Raw genomic sequence first — 19,858 nt, forward strand, 5'->3', positions numbered from 1 at the left:
GAGCATCACGGCGCATGCCGCAGTCTGATACAGACAGCGCGGTCGACTACCGACCGCTGATCGAAGCCGATTCGTCTTCACTGTTCGAGCTAGCGTCCCGCTACCTCAAGCCGGAAGACGTGCAGCTGCTGCGCCAGGCGTTCGAAGTCAGCCGCGACGCGCACGAGGGGCAGACCCGCAAGAGCGGCGAGCCCTACATCACCCATCCGCTGGCGGTCGCCGCGATGCTGGTCGACTGGCGGATGGACGCGCAGGGGGTCGCGGCGGCCCTGCTGCACGACGTGCTCGAGGATACCGGCGTCAGCAAGGCGACGCTCGCCGAGCACTTCGGCAAGACCATCGCCGACCTGGTCGACGGGCTCTCCAAGCTCGAGCGGCTCGAGTACCAGACCAAGGAAACCGCGCAGGCGGAGAACTTCCGCAAAATGGTGCTGGCGATGGCACGCGACGTGCGCGTGATCATCGTCAAGCTGGCCGACCGCCTGCACAATATGCGCACCCTCGACTCGATGCGCGAGGACAAGCGCAAGCGCATCGCGCTGGAAACGCTGGAAATCTACGCGCCGATCGCCAACCGTATCGGCCTGAACAAGGTCTACCGCGAGCTGCAGGACCTGTCGTTCCGCCACCTCTACCCGAACCGCTACCAGGTGCTGGCCAAGGCCGTGCGCGCCGCGCGCGGCAACCGGCGCGAGGTGGTGAACAAGATCCTGCAGGCGGTCAGCCAGCGCCTCGTCGAGAACAATATCGAGGCGACCATCAAGGGCCGCGAGAAGAACCTCTACAGCATCTACAAGAAGATGCAGGAGAAGCACCTGTCCTTCTCCGAGGTGCTCGACATCTACGGCTTCAGGGTGATCGTCAACGACACGCCCGCCTGCTACCTGGCGCTGGGCGCGCTGCACAGCCTGTACAAGCCCTTGCCCGGCAAGTTCAAGGACTACATCGCGATCCCCAAGGGCAACGGCTACCAGAGCCTGCACACCACCTTGTTCGGACCGTACGGCACGCCGGTCGAGATGCAGATCCGCACCCGCGAGATGAACGCGGTCGCCGAGGCTGGCATCGCCTCGCACTGGATGTACAAGAGCGGCGACGCGACGCTCGACGCCGCGCACCAGCGCACCCACCAGTGGCTGCAGAGCATCCTCGACATCCAGGCCGAGAGCGACGACGCGATCGAGTTCCTCGAGCACATCAAGATCGACCTGTTCCCCGACGAGGTGTACGTGTTCACCCCGAAGGGCAAGATCCTGGTGCTGCCGCAGGGGTCGACACCAGTCGACTTCGCGTACGCCGTGCATACCGACGTCGGCCACCGCTGCATCGCCGCCCGCGTCAACCACGCGCTGGTGCCCCTGCGCACCGTGCTGCGCAACGGCGACAGCGTCGAGATCATCACCGCGACGCAGGCCAAGCCCAACCCTTCGTGGCTGAACTTCGTCGCCAGCGGACGGGCGCGCTCGTGCATCCGCGCCTACCTGAAGAGCCTGCAGAGCACCGAGGCGTCGCTGCTGGGCGACCGCCTGCTGCGCCAGGCGCTGGGGGCGCTGTTGACGCAGCCGCTCGAGATCGACGGCGCGCTGCAGGCCGAGTACCTGAGCCGTTTCGGCGACCGCCAGGGGGCGTTCGGCGAGGTGCTGGCCGAGGTCGGTGTCGGCAAGCTGCTGCCCATCGTCGTCGCCCGCCGCCTGGTCGAGCTGGCAGGGCGCAAGCTGGGTGAGGCGGTGCGCATGGCGCCTATCGCGATCCGCGGCAATGAGAGCGGTGCGATCGCGCTGGCTTCGTGCTGCAACCCCATCCATGGCGACGAGATCGTCGGGGTGATCGCCAAGGGGCAGGGCCTGCTGATCCACCGCAGCCACTGCGCGAACCTGCGCCGGGTCGAGGCGGACAAGCTGCTCGACGTGACCTGGGACGCGCAGCGCGACCGCGTGTTCACGGTGACGGTCGGCGTCACCGCGCACAACGAGCGGGGGGCGCTGGCCGAGATCGCCGCTGCGATCTCCAACGCGGCGGCCAACGTCGAGCGTGTCGACACGCAGGACAGCCCCTCGTCCGAGGGCGTGATCGAGATCCACTTCCGGCTGCAGGTCAGCGACGTCGCCCACCTCGAGCGCGTGCTGTTCGCCGTGCTGCAGGTCGGCAGCGTGATGCGCGCCGAGCGGCGCTGACTGCCCATTTTCCGCTCGACGCCACCGGCGTTTTCCGGTATAAACAACCCCTTTCGCGAAGCCCGCACTCAGCAGAGTACGTGCTGCCGATGGCCGAGGCCCTTCTGGCGTCCGCGCCGGCCGCGGTTTCGTCCACAAGCAACATCAGATTCTCCGAGTGAGGGGGTGATTTCCTTAAGAGGGTTTGGCGGCCATTGCCGTGAAGAACCCACAGCGGATTCAGGACTTTATCTATCGCCTGCCCGTTGCTAAAATCGACGCCTTTCAAGCGTCAAGCTTACTGAACAATCTCAAGGATCATTAGTCGATGCCGAACATTCGCGTTAAAGAGAACGAACCCTTCGAAGTAGCTATGCGCCGTTTCAAGCGTGCCGTGGAAAAGACCGGTCTGCTGACCGAACTGCGTGCCCGCGAGTTCTACGAAAAGCCGACCGCCGAGCGCAAGCGCAAGGCCGCTGCTGCCGTGAAGCGCCACTACAAGCGTATCCGCAGCCAGCAACTGCCGCCCAAGCTGTACTAAGCTTCTCCGGCAGCTTCAGTCAAGACCGCAGCTTTGCCTGCGGTTTTGCCATTTGTACTCCCGATTTTTCGCCGGCGGCCAGGCCTCCGGCGTTTCCTTCCCGTGGCAGGTGTGCGATGACGCTCAAGCAACAGATCAACGACGACATGAAACAGGCGATGAAGGCGCGCGACAGCGTGCGTCTGGGCGCCATCCGCCTGCTGATGGCCGCGATCAAGCAAAAGGAAGTCGACGAGCAGGTCGAACTGGACGACACGGCGGTGACCGCGGTCATCGACAAGATGATCAAGCAGCGCCGCGACTCGGTCGCCCAGTACAAGGCCGGCGGCCGTGAAGACCTGGTCGAGGCCGAGAGCGCCGAGATCGACGTGCTGTCCGGCTACATGCCGCAGCCGCTGAGTGAGGCCGAAATTGCCGCGCTGATCGAGCAGGCGGTCGCCGACAGCGGCGCCGCCGGCATGCAGGACATGGGCAAGGTGATGGCCCTGCTGCGTCCCAAACTTGCCGGCCGCGCCGACATGGCGGCGGTTTCCGCGCTGATCAAGGCCCGGCTGGCCCGCTGACCCGCCGGGATGATCCCGCAGGACTTCATCGACCAGCTACTCTCCCGCGTCGACATCGTCGACGTGGTGGACCGTTACGTCCCGCTGAAGAAGGCCGGGCAGAACTATCTGGCGTGCTGCCCCTTCCACAAGGAGAAGTCGCCGTCGTTCACCGTCAGCCCGTCCAAGCAGTTCTACCACTGCTTTGGCTGCGGTGCGCACGGCTCGGCGATCGGCTTCGTGATGGAGTATCAGGGGCTGAATTTTGTCGACGCGGTGCGCCTGCTCGCCGACAGCCTCGGCATGCCGGTGCCCGAAGAGCGGCGCGGCGACCCCGTGCGCGAGCGCGCCGCCCGCGAGAGGCGCCTGTCGCTCGAGGAAATGCTGGCTTCGGCCGCGGCGTTTTACAAGCAGCAGTTGAAATCGTCGGCGCTTGCCGTCAGTTACCTTAAGGGGCGAGGTGTTACCGGCGAGATCGCCGCCCGCTACGCGCTGGGCTTCGCGCCCGACGCGCGGATCGATGCGGTGCAGCCGCTCGCGACCCTGTTTGACGACTATCAGGACGAGCGGCTGGTCGAAGCGGGTCTGGTGATCGCCGGCGACGACGGCAAGCGTTACGACCGTTTCCGCGCCCGCGTGATGTTTCCGATCCGCAACCAGCGCGGCGGCATCATCGGTTTTGGTGGACGCATCCTGTCGAAGGAGAAGAGCGCGCACGCGCCGAAGTACCTGAACTCGCCGGAGACGCCGTTGTTCGAGAAGGGGCGCGAATTGTACGGCCTCTACGAGGCGCGGCAGGCGATCCGCGAGCAAAACCGGGTGCTGGTGGTCGAGGGTTATATGGACGTGGTCGCGCTGGCCCAGTTCGGCGTCGGCTACGCGGTGGCCACGCTGGGTACGGCGACCACCGGCGAGCATGTGCGCAAGCTGCTGCGCCACGCCGACCAGGTCTACTTCTGTTTCGACGGGGACGCGGCCGGGCGCAAGGCGGCGTGGCGGGCGCTGGAAAACAGCCTGCCACAGTTGGTCGACGGCAAGGCGCTGCACTTCCTGTTCCTGCCGCAGGAGCACGACCCCGACTCGTACATCCGCGCGCACGGGGCCGAAGCGTTCGAGCGGCTACTGCTCGAGGAGAGCCTGCCGCTGTCTGCGTACTTCGTGCGCGAGATGACCGCGCGGGTCGACATGTCGACCCCGGAAGGGCACGCCGACCTGATTCGCCAGGCGACGCCCATGCTCGGGCAGATCGCCGCGCCGGCGCTGGGTTTCTTGATCCGCAAGCGGCTGGCCGAGCTGACCGGTATCGACCTGTCCGAGTTCGAGCGCCTGACCGGCGTCGAGAAGCCGGTCGCGCAAGGCCGGCGCGAATACAGGCTACCCAGGCAGGCGAGCCGGGTGCTGGCGACGTCGTCGGTGCGGCAACTGGTCAAGTGGCTGCTGATGAATCCGGAATGGGCGATGCAGGTAGCCGTGCCGGACAGCCTGCCGTTTGCCGGCGACATGGCGTGTCTGGTCGCGCTGATCGACAGGGTGCAGGCGAGCGAGCAGGTACCGACCAGCGCGAGGCTGGAAGAGGCATTCCGCGGCACGCCTTATGAAACGCAGATCGACGCGGTGCTGCAGCAGGCGCTGCGCGACCCGGCCGAGATGGCCAACCCGGACGAGCTCGACCTCGACATGTTCCGCGATGGTGTGCGCCGTCTGCTCGAATCCTGCGACGACGAGCTGTTCAGACAGTTGTCGCAGCGCGGACTAGAACACCTGAGCGACGAAGAAAAAAGATTGATGCAGGAACTGATGCGCCGGATGGCGGCGCGCACGGTGCATAGGCCGTCCGAGTGACGGTCCGTGATATACTTAACTGTTTTTTTCGGCTTTTATCCGAGCAGGAAACGAAATGGCGGCTTCCCCCAAGACTGACAAGGACGTGCAGGACAGCCAGGACAACCCGCAGTTGAGCCTGGAAGAGCAGCGCAAGCGTTTGCGCCAGCTGATCGCGCTGGGCAAGGAACGCGGCTACCTGACGTTCGCAGAAATCAACGACCATCTGCCCGAAGACGTCTCGGACGCCGAGCAGATCGAGAACATTATCGGCATGATCACCGGCCTCGGCATCCAGGTGACCGAAGAGGCACCGAACGCCGAAGACCTGCTGATGTCGGACACCACGCCGACCGTCGCCGACGAGGACGCCGTGGAGGAAGCCGAAGCCGCGCTCTCCTCGGTCGACTCCGAGTTCGGCCGCACCACCGACCCGGTGCGCATGTACATGCGCGAAATGGGCACGGTCGAGCTCTTGACCCGCGAGGGCGAGATCGAGATCGCCAAGCGGATCGAGGACGGCCTCAAGCACATGATCCAGTCGATCTCCGCCTGCCCCGGCACCATCGCCGAAGTGCTCGCGCTGATGGACAAGGTTGAGCGCGAAGAGATGCGCATCGACGAGGTTGTCGACGGCTTCATCGACCCGAACGCCAGCGAGGAAGAGGACGCCAAGTTCTCCGGCGAGCCGTCCGACGACGACGACAGCCTGACCGAAGCCGAGGAAGAGGAGGAAGAAGAGGACGAGGAGGGGGGCGACCCCGACGCGGCCAACTCGGCCAACCTGCTCGCGCTCAAGCTGCAGTCGATCGAGTACTTTGCGGGCGTGCGCGAACAGTACGCCAAGATGCTCGCCGCGATCGAGAAGCATGGCTCGGGTTCGTCCGAGGCGCTGGTCTTCCAGCAGGCGATCACCGACGAATTCATGAAGGTACGCTTCGCGACCCGCCAGATCGAGAACCTGTGCGACTCGCTGCGCACGCTGGTCGCCGAGGTGCGCGGCCACGAACGCGAGATCCAGACCATCTGCGTGCAGCGCGTGCGCATGGACCGCAACCACTTCATCAAGGTGTTCCCGGGCAACGAAACCAACGTCGCCTGGGTCGAAGACGAGATCTCTGCCGGCAAGGCGTGGTCGGAGACGCTCGAGCGCTTCAAGCACGCGGTGATCGAACACCAGAGCAAGCTGGGCGAGCTGCAGCAGCGCACCATGCTCACCATCGGCGCGCTCAAGGAGATCAACCGCCAGATGGCAGCCGGCGAGAAGAAGGCACGCCTGGCCAAGCGCGAGATGATCGAGGCGAACCTGCGCCTGGTGATTTCGATCGCCAAGAAGTACACCAACCGCGGCCTGCAGTTCCTCGACCTGATCCAGGAAGGCAACATCGGCCTGATGAAGGCGGTCGACAAGTTCGAATACCGCCGCGGCTACAAGTTCTCGACCTACGCGACGTGGTGGATCCGCCAGGCGATCACCCGCTCGATCGCCGACCAGGCGCGCACTATCCGCATCCCGGTGCACATGATCGAGACCATCAACAAGATGAACCGCATCAGCCGGCAGATCCTGCAGGAAACCGGCCGCGAGCCGGACCCGGCGGAGCTGGCCGAAAAGATGGACATGCCCGAGGAGAAGATCCGCAAGATCATGAAGATCTCCAAGGAGCCGATCTCGATGGAAACGCCGATCGGCGACGACGACGATTCGCACCTGGGCGACTTCATCGAGGACGCGGTGACCATCACCCCGTCCGACGCGGCGATGTACTCGAGCCTGCGCGAGGCGACCAAGGAAGTGCTCGAGTCGCTGACCCCGCGCGAAGCGAAGGTGCTGCGCATGCGTTTCGGCATCGACATGAATACCGACCACACGCTGGAAGAGGTCGGCAAGCAGTTCGACGTCACCCGCGAGCGCATCCGCCAGATCGAGGCGAAGGCGCTGCGCAAGCTGCGTCACCCGACGCGTTCCGAGCGGCTGAAGAGCTTCCTCGACAGCGAGCCGAACGGGCAGTAAGCGGCTTGACCGCGCATTGCGACACGATATTCTGTTACAATGCGCGGCTACGGGCCTTTAGCTCAGTCGGTTAGAGCAGAGGACTCATAATCCTTTGGTCCCGGGTTCGAGCCCCGGAGGGCCCACCAAATATCGAAGGCCACCCCATGCGGGGTGGCCTTCGTGCATTTGGGGCCAATGCCGCTTCAGGCTTCAGGCTTCAGGCGCTCGATTGTCCGCTCGGCGAGCTCGGCCGGCGGCGTCAACTGGTCGAGCCGCTGCAACGCGATGGCGGCGAATTCCTCGCATAGCGGATGGCCGCAGCAGTGGATGTCGTGCCGGACAAGGCGTGAGCGGTAGCGCAGCAGCACGGTCGCCTGCCTGGCGCAGAAATCGCAACGGATGGAGGGGGAGGCGGCGGGCACAAGGGTTCCAGATGGTCGTAGTCGGTAGTACTGGATTGGATAGTGAACCGATTTCGTGCGGGTAGGGTGGACTGATTGGTAAGCTCCGCTTGCGATTCATGCAAATATCAATTAAATGACATTGAATTTTGCAATGATAATACAAGCAAACTGGACGTGCTGTAAGCTAGGTAATAATATTAGGAAAATATTATTTAGGAAGCAATATGTCCACTGTCGAACTTACTCCGGAGTTGCTGGCTTTCGTCACGCTCCGCCTGCGCCACGCCGTCTCCAACGGCCGCTACCTGACTCCCGAGCTGCTCAGCCAGTCGATCGAGGAATACACCGAACGCGCAGAAGTGCCGGACGCCACACTCCCGCAGGCGTCCGGCCAGTAGGTCGCCATCCGCCCTAGAGCCGGAAGCGCTTGATCCGGCCGTCGAGTTCGCCGGCGAGAGAGGCCAGCGACGAGGTGGCTGTGCGGGAGGCCGCCAGTGCTTGGTCGCTTTGCTGCAGCATGCCGTGGATCTGCTCGACGTGACGGGTGATGTCCAGGCTGGCGCTGGTCTGTTCGGCCGTGGCGGCCGCGATATCGTCCATCATGCCGCGGATTTCCCGGGTGTTGTTTTCGATGTCGCGCAGCGAGCCGGCCGACCGGTCGGACTGCGTGCGGCCTTCCTCGACAAGTGCGAGCGCGTCGTCCATGTTCTGTGCCGCCTTGCCGGTCTCCTGCTGCATGGCGGCGATCGTCGAGCGGATCTCGACGGTGGCGGACGCCGAGCGCTCGGCCAGTTTGCGGACCTCGTCGGCGACGACGGCGAAGCCCCGGCCCTGTTCGCCCGCCCGCGCGGCTTCGATCGCCGCGTTCAGCGCGAGCAGGTTGGTCTGGTCGGCGATCTCGTGGATGGTCTCGACGATGCCGCCGATGCGGGTCGACTGTGCCTCCAGTGAACGGATGACTGCAGCGACTTCGCCGACGCTGTGCGCGATGTTGCCGATGCCGGCATGGGTGACCGCGACTTCGCGGGCGGCCCGCTTGGCCAGTTCGCCCGCTGCGTGAACCTGAGTACGGGCAGTGCCGGAGGCATCGGCGATCTGCGCGATGCTAGACGAGAGCTGTTCGATGCTGCTGGCGGTAGCGGTCGCCGCACGGCTCTGTTCGCTGCCGCTGCGCGCAAGCTCGCCGACCCGCTCGCTCAGTGCGCCGCTGTCGCGGCTCAGCGTCAGTCCGTTGTCCCGCACGTCCAGCATCATCTGCTGCAGGCCACCGAGAAAAGCGTTGAGCGATGCGCTCGCCTGCGCGACTTCATCCCGCCCCCTGACCGGCAGGCGGAAGGTGAGGTCTCCCTGGCCGCCGGCCAGATTGGCAAGGGTTTGGTTGAGCGCGGCCAGCGGCGTGAGCTGGCGGTTCAGCAGCCAGGCGTAGACCAGTAGCAGCAGTACGGTCAGTGCGGCGCCGGTCGCCAGGTCGCGTGCCAGTGCCGCGCGCGCCGGCGCGGTTGCCGCGTCGAGCGGGGTAGACACGCGAACAGCCCACTGCTTGCCGGTCTCGCCGACGCTGACGGGATAAATGTCGTGCATGAAGCCGGCGTCGTCTTCGTAATGCCAGGGCTTGCCGGCGGCGATGGCGTCCCGTGCTGCGGCCGGCAGCGTCGGGTCTGCCTTGCCCCTTTGCCCAGCGTCGGCGCCGGTCAGTTGCAGGCCGCCGTTCGAGTAGATGGTCATGTAGCCGTCTCCATGCGGCCTGACCTGGCCTGCAATCGCCTGCAGGGTGTCCAGCGCGATATCAACGCCGGAAACACCCGCGAAGCGGCCGGCCACGAAGATGGGAGAGGAGACCGTGGCCATCAGCACCTTGGCGTCGGGGTCGATGTAAGGCTCGCTCATCTGGCTCTTGCCGCTGGCCTTGGGGGCAGTGTAATAGCCGTCCTTGTAGCTTTCCCCTACGCCCCACTCGACGGCTGGCTGCCCTTTGTCGCGGTACCAGTAGACGCCGAACTGGCCGCCAGCCTGTCCTTGTTCGCTACCCGCCAGTTCGGCATCGCGCCCGTCCAGCCCGTCAGGCTCGGCGACGATGAAAACGCCGACCGCGTCCTGCTGCGCGTCGAGCGCGCGGCGGGTCGCGTCGGACAGCAGTGCGCGAACGTCGGTGCCTGGTGTGGCCTGGGCCGCTGCCGCGCCTTGCGCGAGGGTGGTGCTCACGGTGTACGCCGGTTGTAGCCGCTGCTGCAGCGCCATCGCCTCGCGCTCGGCGAGCAGCTTCGCCGAATCCGCTACGTTCTGCCGTGCCTCCCGCCAGCGTTCGTAGCTGCTCAGGCCGATCAGTGTGGCAAAGCCGGCGACGATCAGCGCGCCGACCCACACCAGCAGACGGCTGCGGATGGTATTGAACATGATGACTCCCCCTTGCTTGACTTCATTTGATATCTGCCCGTTTCGACGGGTCTCGCGAAGCAGTGTAAAGGCGAGGCGGAGGGGGCGGGAGTGGCAGGCAAGAAAAAACCGCCATCCGGTGGCCGGTGGCGGTCTGTATGTTGAAAATTTTCAACAGGTTCAGCTGAGGCGTTCGATATGCGCGCCGACCGCGCCCAGCTTCTTCTCGATATGCTCGTAGCCGCGGTCGAGGTGATAGATGCGCTCGACGGTGGTTTCGCCGTCGGCGACCAGGCCGGCGATCACCAGGCTGGCGGACGCGCGCAGGTCGGTCGCCATCACGGTCGCGCCGGACAGGCGCTCGACGCCGCGGATCACCGCGGTGTTGCCTTCGGTCTCGATATGCGCGCCCATGCGGTTCAGTTCCGGCACGTGCATGAAGCGGTTCTCGAAGATGGTCTCGGTCACCACGGCGGCACCGTCGGCGATCGCGTTGAGCGCCATGAACTGTGCCTGCATGTCGGTCGGGAACGCCGGGTAGGGCAGGGTGCGGATATTGACCGACTTCGGGCGGCGCTTCATGTCGAGCGAGATCCAGTCGTCGCCGCATTCGATCACGGCACCGGCCTCTACCAGCTTGTCGAGCACCGCTTCCATGCTCTTGGGCGCCGCGCCGCGCAGCACGATATGGCCCTGCGTCATCGCGCCGGCGACGAGGAAGGTGCCCGCCTCGATGCGGTCCGGCATGATCGCGTGTTCGCAACCGTGCAGCGCCTCGACGCCCTCGACCACCAGACGGTCGGTGCCGATGCCGGAGATCTTGGCGCCCATCTTGTTCAGGCACAGCGCAAGGTCGGTGACCTCAGGCTCGCGCGCGGCGTTTTCCAGCACGCTGGTGCCGTCGGCCAGCACGGCGGCCATCAGCAGGTTTTCGGTGCCGGTGACGGTGACCATGTCCATCACGATGCGGGCGCCGCGCAGGCGCTTGGCGCGTGCCTTCACGTAGCCGTGTTCGATGCTGACTTCGGCGCCCATCGCGACCAGGCCCTTGATGTGCTGGTCGACCGGACGCGAGCCGATCGCGCAGCCGCCGGGCAGGCTGACCGAAGCTTCGCCGAAGCGGGCCAGCGTCGGGCCCAGCACCAGGATCGACGCGCGCATGGTCTTCACCAGCTCGTACGGCGCGACCAGAGTGTCGATCTGGTTGGCGGTGATCTCGAACTCGTGCACATTGTCGGTCATCACGCGCACGCCCATGCCCTGCAGCAGCTTCTGGGTGGTCGCGATGTCGCGCAGCATCGGCACGTTGGTGTAGCGCATGGTGTCGCCCGTCAGCAGGCTCGCGCACAGGATGGGCAGTGCCGCGTTCTTGGCGCCGGAGACGGGAATTTCACCGTTGAGCGGGCCATTGCCGCGGATGATCAGTTTTTCCATTTGTTCAGCCTTGTTGGGCAGCCCACTCTTCGGGGCTGTAGGTTTTCATCGACAGCGCGTGGATCTCGTCGCGCATGCGCTCGCCCAGCGCCTTGTACACGAGCTGGTGCTGCTGCACGCGGCCGCGTCCGGAGAAGGCGGGACTGACGATCAGCGCGCTGAAGTGGGTACCGTCGTCGCCTTCGACCTGGAGGACGTTGCACTCGAGCGACGCGCTGATCAATTGTTTGATGTAGTCGGGGGAGACCATTTTTGAAACACCTTGGGGAAACATCCTAGTGGCGAAGCTTGTAGCCGACTTTGATCAACCACAAGGCCAGGGCGGACAGAATGATGAAACTGGCGGCCACCACCGACAGCGCAAGCCAGGGGCTGACGTCGGCGTGGCCGAAAAAGCCGTAGCGGAACCCGTCGATCATGTAGAACACCGGGTTCAGGTGCGACAGCGCGCGCCATACCGGCGGCAGGCTGTCGATCGAATAGAACACGCCGGACAGGAAGGTCAGCGGCAGGATGATGAAGTTCTGGAACGCCGCCAGCTGGTCGAACTTCTCCGCCCAGATGCCGGCGATCAGCCCGAGCGTGCCGAGCACGCCGCAGCCGAGCAAAGCAAAGGCGAAAATCCACGGCAGCGAAACCGGCAGCGGCAGGCCGAAGCCTATGGTCACCGCGATGACGCCTGCGCCGACCACCAAGCCGCGCACCACGGCGGCGGCAAGATAAGCGGCAAACAGCTGCAGCGGGCCCAGCGGCGAGAGCAGCAGGAACACGATATTGCCGGTGATCTTCGACTGGATCAGGCTGGACGACGCATTGGCGAACGCGTTCTGCGTCATTGACATCATGGCGAGGCCGGGGATCAGGAAGGCGGTGTAGCTGACGCCGGGGTAGACGTCGGCGTGGCGCGCCATCACGTGCGAGAAGATCAGCTGGTACATCAGCGCGGTCAGTACAGGCGCGGCCACCGTCTGGAAGGCGACCTTCCAGAAGCGCAGCACCTCCTTGCGCAACAGCGTGAGGAATCCCTGCATCAGGCCGCCCCTCCTTGCATCATGCGCATGAATACGCTCTCCAGGTCGGTCTCGATCACCGTCATTTCGCGCACCTCGACGCCGGCGGTGCGCAAGGTGGCGAGCAGGGATTCGATTGCCGCGATATCGGGCAGCCTGAGCACCACCCGTTCGCCCTCGTCGCGTACATGCAGCGCTTGCAGGGACGCCGGCAGCGGCGCGGACAGCTTGAGCGAGATGTCGCGCTTGTTGCTGTGCGCGAGCAGTTTGGCCTTGTCCTCCAGCGCGATCAGCCGCCCTTTCTTCAGCATCGCGATGCGGCTGCACAGCGCTTCGGCCTCTTCCAGGTAATGCGTGGTCAGCACGATGGTGTGGCCCGCCGCGTTCAGTTCGCGCACGAAGGCCCACAGGCTCTGCCGCAGTTCGACGTCGACGCCGGCAGTCGGCTCGTCCAGCACGATGACCGGCGGCTTGTGCACCAGCGCCTGCGCGACCATCACCCGCCGCTTCATGCCGCCGGAGAGCGCGCGCAGGTTGCTGCCCGCCTTGTCGGCGAGGCCGAGCTTGGCGAGCAACTCGTCGATCCAGTCGTCGTTGCGGGCGATGCCGAAGTAGCCTGACTGGAAGCGTAGCGTCTCGCGCACGCTCAGGAAAGGGTCGAACACCAGTTCCTGCGGGACGACGCCGAGCTTCATGCGCGCCTGGTAGGCGTCGCTGACGGTATCGTGGCCGAGGATGCGGATGCTGCCGGCGCTCTGGCGGGTAAGGCCGGCCATGCTCGAGATCAGCGTGGTCTTGCCCGCGCCGTTCGGCCCGAGCAGGGCGAAGAACTCGCCCTGCTCAACCTGGAAGCTGACGTCATCGAGTGCGGTGAAAGAACCGTACTGCTTGCTGACCGATGAAATGACAATGGCGGGAGGCATGCGGCCGCTGACCGGGCAAAAGCGGCATTATAGCGTTAAACCGCCGCCCGCATGCGCCTCCGCAATCCAGCTGCGGTCGCGGAAGATGCCGCAAAAGAGCGGAGAGAGCAAGGTGGCGGCCTGGGCGTCCAGCGGCACGATGTCGGGGGCGGCCAGCCACAATTGCACGAGGCCGCGGCGCAGCGCCTGCAGGCTCAGCGCGGCTTGCTGGGCGGTCACGCCTGCCTGTAGCTGCCCCTGCGTCGCCGCGCATTCGAGCATGGCCAGCGTGCGCTGGTGCTGCTCGGAGATCCAGCTGCGGCTGTCTGCCTGCAGCGAACCCGTCTCGTCGACGTATTCGCAGCGCAGGTAGATGATGCCGAGCACCTTCGCCACGTCGTCGTGACGGGTGATGATCGAGAAGCTCTCCAGGCAGTGCCGCCACAGGCTGGCCGCGGCATTGAGTTTGGCGCTTTCGAGCATGCGCTGGTAGCTTGGCTCGAATTGGGGCGCGATCCGGTTGCACATCGCGTTGAAGATCTCGTCCTTGCCAGCGAAGTGCCAGTAGATGGCGCCACGGGTGACGCCGGCCGCGCTGGCGATATCCGACAGGGTGGCGCGGTTGACCCCCTTCGCCCAGAACACCCCGGTGGCGGCATCCAGGATGCTTTGCCGGGTTTGTTCCGCTTCTTCCTTGGTCTTTCTGGCCATGCTCTGTCCGTATTGATTCCATGTAAAAGGCGACTGAATGGAACCTGTATTAAATTAGTAATTAGGATTTCATTTTACATCCATGCGTGTATGTATGTAAAATTAGCGGTTTGTTATACGACCATGTCAGATCAGGGGCGCGTACTGGCGCGGCCAAATCGAGGGTGACCAGATGTCTTTGTTAAAGAACACGATGAATACACATGGCAAGTGGCTGCTGCTGACCGCGCTGGCTGCGAGCCTGTCCGCGTGCGGCGGCAAGGAGGGCGGTGCCGGGCAGCAGGCCATGCAGGCGATGCCGGTGTCGGTGGTGGCGATCCAGCCGCACGACGTGCCGATGACTTTCGAGTACGCAGGCCAGGCGGCCGGCTTCCGCGAAGTGCAGGTGCGCTCGCGCGTCGAGGGCATCCTGCTGCACCGCAACTTCGTCGAGGGGCGCCGCGTCAAGCAGGGCGAGACGCTGTTCGAGATCGAGCCGGCGACCTACGTCGCGGCGGTCGACCAGGCCAAGGCGACGCTGGCGGTACGCGAGGCCGACTTCAACCAGGCCAAGCGCACCTACGACCGCGTGCTGCCGTTGTTCAAGGAAAACGCAGTCAGCCAGCAGGACCGCGACAACGCGCTGGGCGCGTACGAAGCGGCCAAGGCCGCGGTGGAAGCCGCGCGCGCGCAGCTCAAGCAGGCGCAGATCAACCTGGGCTACACCAAGGTGTCGGCGCCGATCTCCGGGCTGACCAGCCTCGACATCGTGTCCGAAGGCTCGCTGGTGTCGCCCAACAGCATGCTGACCCGCATCTCCCAGCTCGACCCGATCTACGTGAACTTCTCGTTCTCGGACAACGAGGCGCAGAAGCTGCGCAAGGACATTGACGCCGGCCGCATCCGCATCCCGGCCAACAACGGCTACCAGGTCGAAGTGAAGATGGCCGACGGCTCGATGTTCAGCCAGGTCGGCAAGATCAACTTCTCGGACAACGTGGTGAACCCGGACACCGGCACCATCAGCAACCGCGCGCAGTTCGCCAACCCGCAGGCGATGCTGCTACCCGGCCAGTTCGTGCGCGTGATCCTCAAGGGCGCCGAGCGCGTCAACGCGATCACCGTGCCGCAGGTGGCGGTGCTGACCACCCAGCAGGGCAAGATGGTGTGGACCGTCAATAAGGACGGCAAGGCCGAGCCGCGCCCGGTCGAGGTGATCGACACGCTGGACAAGGACTTCGTGATCGGCGCCGGCCTTGCCGCCGGGGATCGCGTGATCGTCGACAACATCCTCAAGCTGCGCCCGGGCGTGCCGCTCGCACCGAAAGCGGCCGCGGCCAAGCCGTCGGCGTCGCAGCCGGCCGCGCAGGGCTGAGGGAGGACGTAGCCGATGTTTTCAGCCTTCTTTATCCGGCGCCCGATCTTCGCCACGGTGATCTCGCTGGTCATCATGCTGGCGGGTCTGGCCGCGATCCGCGCGCTGCCGGTCGAGCAGTACCCCGACATCGTCCCGCCGGTGGTGCAGGTCGAGGCGAACTACCCGGGCGCGTCCGCCCAGGTGATCGCCGACACCGTCGCCTCGCCGCTCGAGCAGTCGGTCAACGGCGTCGAGGACATGATCTACATGCAGTCGTCGAGCTCGAGCAACGGCCGGCTCACGCTGAATGTCAGCTTCAAGATCGGTACCGACCCCGACCAGGCGACCATCAACGTCAACAACCGCGTGCAGTCGGCGCTGACCCAGCTGCCGCAGGAAGTGCGCCGCCAGGGCGTGACGGTGACCAAGCAGTCGACCGCGATGCTGCAGGTGATCGCGCTGTACTCGCCGGACCGCCGCTTCGACACGCTGTACACCAGTAACTACGCGACGCTCAATATCGTCGACGAGCTCAAGCGCATTCCGGGTGTCGGCAACGTGGTCAACTTCGCGTCGCAGGACTACTCGATGCGGGTGTGGCTCAAGCCCGACCAGCTGGCCAAGCTCAAGCTGACGCCGTCGGACGTGTCCGCCGCGATCAACCAGCAGAACGCGCAGTACGCGGCGGGCAAGGTCGGCGCCGAGCCGATGCCCAAGGCCAGCGAGTTCACCTACACGGTGACCACCCAGGGCCGTCTGACCGACGTCAAGGAATTCGAGAACATCATCATCCGTTCCAACCCGGACGGCTCGAACCTGCGCCTGAAGGACGTCGCCCGTGTCGAGCTGGGCGCGCTCAACTACGACTTCAAGGGCACCTACAACGGCGTGCCGACGGTGCCGATCGGCATCTACCTGTCGCCGGGCGCCAACCAGCTGGCGGTCGCCGACCAGGTGAAGTCGACCATGGCGAAGCTCGGCGAGAGCTTCCCGTCCGGCCTCAGCTACTCGATCCCGTACGACACCACCGACTTCGTGAAGGTGTCGATCGACGAGGTCTACAAGACCTTCCTCGAGGCGATGGTGCTGGTGTTCGCGGTGGTCTACCTGTTCTTGCAGAACTGGCGCGCGACGCTGATCCCGTGTCTGGCGGTGCCAGTGTCCATCATCGGTACCTTCGCCGGCATGTACGCGCTGGGCTTCTCGATCAACACGCTGACGCTGTTCGGCATGGTGCTGGCCATCGGTATCGTGGTCGACGACGCGATCGTCGTGCTCGAGAACGTCGAGCGCATCATGAGCGAGGAGAAACTGCCGCCGCGCGAGGCGTCGATCAAGGCGATGGAAGAGGTCGCAGGCCCGGTGGTCGCGATCGTGCTGGTGCTGGTGTCGGTGTTCCTGCCGGTGGCGTTCCTCGGCGGTATCGCCGGCCAGATGTACAAGCAGTTCGCGATCACCATCGCCGTGTCGGTGACCATTTCCGGCATCGTCGCGCTGACGCTGACCCCGGCCTTGTGCGCGCTGCTCTTGAAGGAAGGCCACCAGAAACCGGCCGGCTTCTTCGTCAAGTTCAACGAGTTCTTCGACAAGGTCACCCACCGCTACACCGAGGGCGTGCGCTTCCTGCTCAAGCGGGTGCTGCTCGCGTTCGTGGTGTTCGGCGCGATGCTGGCGATCACCGCCGGCCTGTTCCGCATGGTGCCAGGTTCGCTGGCCCCCGAAGAGGACCAGGGCTACGTGATCGGCGCGGCGATCCTGCCGGACGGCGCGTCGCTGTCGCGCACCGCCGAGGCGATGGACAAGTTCGGTGCCGAGCTGCAGAAGAACCCGGCGGTCGCGGTGGTGATGAACTTCGCCGGCTTCGACATCCTCTCCGGCGGCAACAAGACCAACGCCGGCGTGAGCTTCGTGACGCTCAAGCCGTGGAGCGAGCGCAAGGGCGAGGACCAGTCTGCCTTCGCGGTGGTGAAGGACATCTTCCGCATCGGCGGCAGCATCAGCGAAGGCGTCGTGCTGGGCTTCAACCCGCCGCCGATCTCGGGCATGTCGTCGACCGGCGGCTTCGAGGCCTTCATCCAGAACCGCAGCGGCGCGTCGCCGGAAGAAATCGGCGTGCAGGTGAAGAAGCTGGTGGCCGCGGCGGCCAAGCGGCCCGAGCTGGCCGGCGTCTCGACCACCTTCTCGGCGGACGTGCCGCAGATCAACGTCAAGCTCGACCGCGAGAAGACGGTCGCCTACGGCGTGCAGATCAACCAGGTGTTCGACACCATGCAGAGCACCTTCGGCTCGCTGTACGTCAACGACTTCAACAAGTTCGGCCGCATCTACAAGGTGCAGCTGCAGTCGGAGGCGGACTTCCGCTCGAAGATCGACGACCTGCGCAACGTCTACGTGCGCTCGGCCAGCGGCAACATGATCCCGATCACCTCGCTGGTGACCGTCGAGATGACCACCGGCCCGCAGACGCTGGAGCGCTTCAACGCCTTCCCGTCGGCCAAGGTGGTCGGCGGCCCGGCACCGGGCTACAGCTCGGGCGAGTCGCTCAAGGCGATGCAGGAAGTCGCGAAGGAAGTGCTGCCGTCCGACTACACGCTGTCGTGGAGCGGTAGCGCGTACCAGGAGCAGTCGACCAGCGGATCCTCGTTCATGGTGTTCGGCTTCGGCATGATCATGGTGTTCCTGATCCTGGCCGCCCAGTACGAACGCTGGACGCTGCCGCTGGCGGTGCTGACCGCGGTGCCGTTCGCGCTGTTCGGCGCGATCATGGCGACCTGGCTGCGCGGCCTGCAGAACGACATCTACTTCCAGGTGGCGCTGGTCGCGCTGATTGGCCTGGCCGCGAAGAACGCGATCCTGATCGTCGAATTCGCGGTGATGAAGTACGAGGAGGGCATGAACCTGTTCGACGCCTCGCTGGAGGCGGCCAAGCTGCGTTTCCGTCCGATCGTGATGACGTCGCTGGCGTTCATCCTCGGCGTGGTCCCGCTGGCGATCTCCAGCGGTGCAGGCTCCGCCAGCCGTCACGCGATCGGTACCGGCGTGATCGGCGGCATGCTGGCCGCGACCTTCATCGCGGTGTTCTTCATCCCGCTCTTCTTCATGCTGATCATGAAGATTTCCAACCGCGGCAAGCCGGCAGCGCCGGCAGCCGAAGCTGAAGACAAGGAGGCCGGCCATGCTTAAGAAGTGCCTGCCGATCGCCGTCGCCCTCGCGCTGAGCGCGTGTGCGGTCGGCCCCGACTACCAGCGCCCCGCCGTCGAGCTGCCGCAAGGCTGGCAGGCCGGCGCGGTGGCGGCGACCACGCCGGAGGTGTCGCCGACCTGGTGGCGCGCGTACGGCGACCCGGTGCTCGACCAGCTGGTCGACGAGGCGCTGGCGAACAACCGCAACCTGGCCTCCGCCGCGGCCAAGGTCGATGAGGCGCGCGCGCAGGCGGGGATCGCCCGCAGCAACCTGCTGCCGCAGCTAAGCGCGACGGCCGGCTACCAGAAGGGGCGCTCGGCGACCGAGCTGCGCACCCCGGGCGCGCCGGCGGTCACCGACGTGCGCAGCGCGAACGGCCTCTTGAGCTGGGAGCTGGACCTGTGGGGCAAGCTGCGCCGCGCCAACGAGGCGGCGTACGCGGGTTACCTGTCCAGCCAGTACGCCGAGGAAGCCGCCCGGCTGTCGATCTCGGCGACCGTCGCGCAGACCTATTTCCAGCTCAGGGCGTTCGACGCCCAGCTGGAAATCACCCGGCAGACGCTGGTGTCGCGCGAGGAATCGCTGCGCCTGAACCAGCGCCGTTTCCAGGGCGGGGTGACTTCCGAGCTCGACTACCGCCAGGCGGAAGCCGAGGCGGCCAGCGCCCGCGCGCAGGTGCCGCTGCTCGAGCAGTCGGTGCGGCAGACCGAGAACGCGCTGGGCGTGCTGCTCGGCCGCTCGCCGCGCGCGCTGGTCGACGCCAAGGTGGTACGCGGCAAGGCGCTGGAGAATCTGGCGCTGCCGCCGGCAGTCCCGACCGGCTTGCCGTCCGACCTGTTGACCCGTCGTCCGGACCTGCGCGCGGCCGAGCAGCAGCTCAAGGCTGCCAACGCCAATATCGGCGTCGCGCGCGCGGCCTACTTCCCGAGCATCGGGCTGACCGGCGCGCTCGGCTCGCAGAGCCTGGCGCTCGACACGCTGTTCAACGGCCCGAACCGGACCTGGAACTTCGCCGCCAATCTCGCGATGCCGATCTTCGACTGGGGCAAGACCGGTTACGGCGTCGACGCGGCCAATGCCCGCCAGAAGCTGGCGCTGGCCGGCTACGAGCTGGCGATCCAGAACGCGTTCGGCGAGACGCTGAACGCGCTGAGCCTGACCGGTACCTCGGCGGCCCGCCAAGCGGCGCAGCTCACGCAGTACAAGGCGCTGCAGGAAGCGCTGCGCCTGGCGCGCCTGCGCTACGACAACGGCTATTCGAGCTACCTCGAGGTGCTCGACGCCGAGCGCGGCTTCTACCAGGCCGAACTGCAACTGGTCGACGCCCGGCTGTCGCAGCTGCAGGCGTCGATCGACCTCTTCAAGGCGGTCGGCGGCGGCTGGCAGGCATCTCCGGCGAGCTGAATGCAGTACGAGGCAAGACAAAGCCCCGCGTGCGAACGCGGGGCTTT

16 protein-coding genes and 1 tRNA gene are annotated in these 19,858 nt (G+C 65.5%); 10 read left to right on the forward strand and 7 right to left on the reverse strand.

All coding sequences use genetic code 11. From position 1 onward, the window contains the following. Positions 1-14: 14 nt before the first annotated feature. The 6 genes from GZH52_RS04315 (at position 15) to GZH52_RS04340 (ending at position 7,199) form a co-directional block, all read left to right on the forward strand. A complete protein-coding gene (locus tag GZH52_RS04315) occupies positions 15-2,174 on the forward strand; it encodes a RelA/SpoT family protein (RefSeq protein WP_163315268.1) in 2,160 nt (719 codons plus the stop codon). 307 nt (positions 2,175-2,481) lie between these two features. After that, positions 2,482-2,694 carry a 30S ribosomal protein S21 gene (gene rpsU, locus GZH52_RS04320; RefSeq protein WP_136551955.1) on the forward strand — a complete coding sequence of 71 codons (213 nt, stop codon included), beginning with the start codon at positions 2,482-2,484 and terminating at the stop codon, positions 2,692-2,694. Between the two features lie 116 nt (positions 2,695-2,810). Continuing rightward, positions 2,811-3,257 (forward strand): GatB/YqeY domain-containing protein, encoded by a 447-nt coding sequence (locus tag GZH52_RS04325; protein WP_163315269.1) that lies wholly within the window; start codon positions 2,811-2,813, stop codon positions 3,255-3,257. A 9-nt stretch (positions 3,258-3,266) separates the two neighbouring features. After that, the gene (dnaG, locus tag GZH52_RS04330) at positions 3,267-5,078 is read left to right on the forward strand and encodes a DNA primase (protein ID WP_163315270.1); all 1,812 of its coding nucleotides are present in this window, start codon (positions 3,267-3,269) and stop codon (positions 5,076-5,078) included. 55 nt (positions 5,079-5,133) lie between these two features. Then, entirely contained in the window at positions 5,134-7,071 is a 1,938-nt protein-coding gene (gene rpoD / locus GZH52_RS04335; RefSeq protein WP_163315271.1) for an RNA polymerase sigma factor RpoD, read from the forward strand. Between the two features lie 51 nt (positions 7,072-7,122). Next, positions 7,123-7,199: transfer RNA gene (locus GZH52_RS04340), tRNA-Ile, on the forward strand. Between the two features lie 57 nt (positions 7,200-7,256). Here the strand turns inward: GZH52_RS04340 and GZH52_RS04345 are convergent. Then, positions 7,257-7,421, reverse strand: coding sequence for a hypothetical protein (locus tag GZH52_RS04345; protein ID WP_203525615.1), 165 nt, complete (start codon positions 7,419-7,421; stop codon positions 7,257-7,259). 260 nt (positions 7,422-7,681) lie between these two features. On the opposite strand from GZH52_RS04345, the gene GZH52_RS04350 reads away from it, so the two are divergent. Continuing rightward, positions 7,682-7,855, forward strand: coding sequence for a hypothetical protein (locus GZH52_RS04350; protein ID WP_163315273.1), 174 nt, complete (start codon positions 7,682-7,684; stop codon positions 7,853-7,855). 13 nt (positions 7,856-7,868) lie between these two features. Here the strand turns inward: GZH52_RS04350 and GZH52_RS04355 are convergent, their stop codons facing one another. From GZH52_RS04355 to GZH52_RS04380, 6 genes are all read right to left on the reverse strand, one after another. After that, the gene (locus tag GZH52_RS04355) at positions 7,869-9,851 is read right to left on the reverse strand and encodes a methyl-accepting chemotaxis protein (RefSeq protein WP_163315274.1); all 1,983 of its coding nucleotides are present in this window, start codon (positions 9,849-9,851) and stop codon (positions 7,869-7,871) included. A gap of 159 nt (positions 9,852-10,010) precedes the next feature. Beyond that, positions 10,011-11,264: a UDP-N-acetylglucosamine 1-carboxyvinyltransferase gene (murA, locus tag GZH52_RS04360; RefSeq protein WP_163315275.1), complete on the reverse strand. Its 1,254-nt coding sequence runs from the start codon at positions 11,262-11,264 to the stop codon at positions 10,011-10,013. A 4-nt stretch (positions 11,265-11,268) separates the two neighbouring features. Further along, complete coding sequence (locus GZH52_RS04365; RefSeq protein WP_163315276.1) at positions 11,269-11,514, reverse strand: BolA family protein; 246 nt, start codon at positions 11,512-11,514, stop codon at positions 11,269-11,271. A 25-nt stretch (positions 11,515-11,539) separates the two neighbouring features. Beyond that, positions 11,540-12,295 (reverse strand): ABC transporter permease, encoded by a 756-nt coding sequence (locus GZH52_RS04370; protein WP_163315277.1) that lies wholly within the window; start codon positions 12,293-12,295, stop codon positions 11,540-11,542. Continuing rightward, entirely contained in the window at positions 12,295-13,197 is a 903-nt protein-coding gene (locus GZH52_RS04375; protein ID WP_163315278.1) for an ABC transporter ATP-binding protein, read from the reverse strand. Before GZH52_RS04375 ends, GZH52_RS04370 begins: the two co-directional genes overlap by 1 nt. Before the next feature lie 27 nt (positions 13,198-13,224). Continuing rightward, a complete protein-coding gene (locus tag GZH52_RS04380) occupies positions 13,225-13,887 on the reverse strand; it encodes a TetR family transcriptional regulator (RefSeq protein ID WP_163315279.1) in 663 nt (220 codons plus the stop codon). Between the two features lie 193 nt (positions 13,888-14,080). Between GZH52_RS04380 and GZH52_RS04385 the strand changes: the two genes are divergently transcribed. From GZH52_RS04385 to GZH52_RS04395, 3 genes are read left to right on the forward strand one after another with little or no spacing between them, the layout of a single operon-like run. Further along, on the forward strand, positions 14,081-15,241 hold the full coding sequence (locus GZH52_RS04385; RefSeq protein WP_163315280.1) for an efflux RND transporter periplasmic adaptor subunit: 1,161 nt from the start codon (positions 14,081-14,083) through the stop codon (positions 15,239-15,241). Positions 15,242-15,256: 15 nt separating this feature from the next. Further along, a complete protein-coding gene (locus tag GZH52_RS04390; RefSeq protein ID WP_163315281.1) occupies positions 15,257-18,406 on the forward strand; it encodes an efflux RND transporter permease subunit in 3,150 nt (1,049 codons plus the stop codon). Continuing rightward, positions 18,399-19,811: an efflux transporter outer membrane subunit gene (locus tag GZH52_RS04395; protein ID WP_163315282.1), complete on the forward strand. Its 1,413-nt coding sequence runs from the start codon at positions 18,399-18,401 to the stop codon at positions 19,809-19,811. Before GZH52_RS04390 ends, GZH52_RS04395 begins: the two co-directional genes overlap by 8 nt. Positions 19,812-19,858: the final 47 nt, after the last annotated feature.

The organism is Crenobacter caeni, assembly GCF_010435965.1.
In the GTDB taxonomy this organism is placed as follows: domain Bacteria; phylum Pseudomonadota; class Gammaproteobacteria; order Burkholderiales; family Chromobacteriaceae; genus Craterilacuibacter; species Craterilacuibacter caeni.

Coding starts and splice junctions, on each gene's coding strand:
- GZH52_RS04385 (WP_163315280.1), top strand. CDS start 14,081: ATGAATACACATGGCAAGTGGCTGCTGCTGACCGCGCTGGCTGCGAGC.
- GZH52_RS04350 (WP_163315273.1), top strand. CDS start 7,682: ATGTCCACTGTCGAACTTACTCCGGAGTTGCTGGCTTTCGTCACGCTC.
- GZH52_RS04315 (WP_163315268.1), top strand. CDS start 15: ATGCCGCAGTCTGATACAGACAGCGCGGTCGACTACCGACCGCTGATC.
- GZH52_RS04355 (WP_163315274.1), bottom strand. CDS start 9,851: ATGTTCAATACCATCCGCAGCCGTCTGCTGGTGTGGGTCGGCGCGCTG.
- GZH52_RS04380 (WP_163315279.1), bottom strand. CDS start 13,887: ATGGCCAGAAAGACCAAGGAAGAAGCGGAACAAACCCGGCAAAGCATC.
- GZH52_RS04370 (WP_163315277.1), bottom strand. CDS start 12,295: ATGCAGGGATTCCTCACGCTGTTGCGCAAGGAGGTGCTGCGCTTCTGG.
- GZH52_RS04365 (WP_163315276.1), bottom strand. CDS start 11,514: ATGGTCTCCCCCGACTACATCAAACAATTGATCAGCGCGTCGCTCGAG.
- rpoD (WP_163315271.1), top strand. CDS start 5,134: ATGGCGGCTTCCCCCAAGACTGACAAGGACGTGCAGGACAGCCAGGAC.
- rpsU (WP_136551955.1), top strand. CDS start 2,482: ATGCCGAACATTCGCGTTAAAGAGAACGAACCCTTCGAAGTAGCTATG.
- GZH52_RS04375 (WP_163315278.1), bottom strand. CDS start 13,197: ATGCCTCCCGCCATTGTCATTTCATCGGTCAGCAAGCAGTACGGTTCT.
- GZH52_RS04390 (WP_163315281.1), top strand. CDS start 15,257: ATGTTTTCAGCCTTCTTTATCCGGCGCCCGATCTTCGCCACGGTGATC.
- GZH52_RS04395 (WP_163315282.1), top strand. CDS start 18,399: ATGCTTAAGAAGTGCCTGCCGATCGCCGTCGCCCTCGCGCTGAGCGCG.
- murA (WP_163315275.1), bottom strand. CDS start 11,264: ATGGAAAAACTGATCATCCGCGGCAATGGCCCGCTCAACGGTGAAATT.
- GZH52_RS04325 (WP_163315269.1), top strand. CDS start 2,811: ATGACGCTCAAGCAACAGATCAACGACGACATGAAACAGGCGATGAAG.
- dnaG (WP_163315270.1), top strand. CDS start 3,267: ATGATCCCGCAGGACTTCATCGACCAGCTACTCTCCCGCGTCGACATC.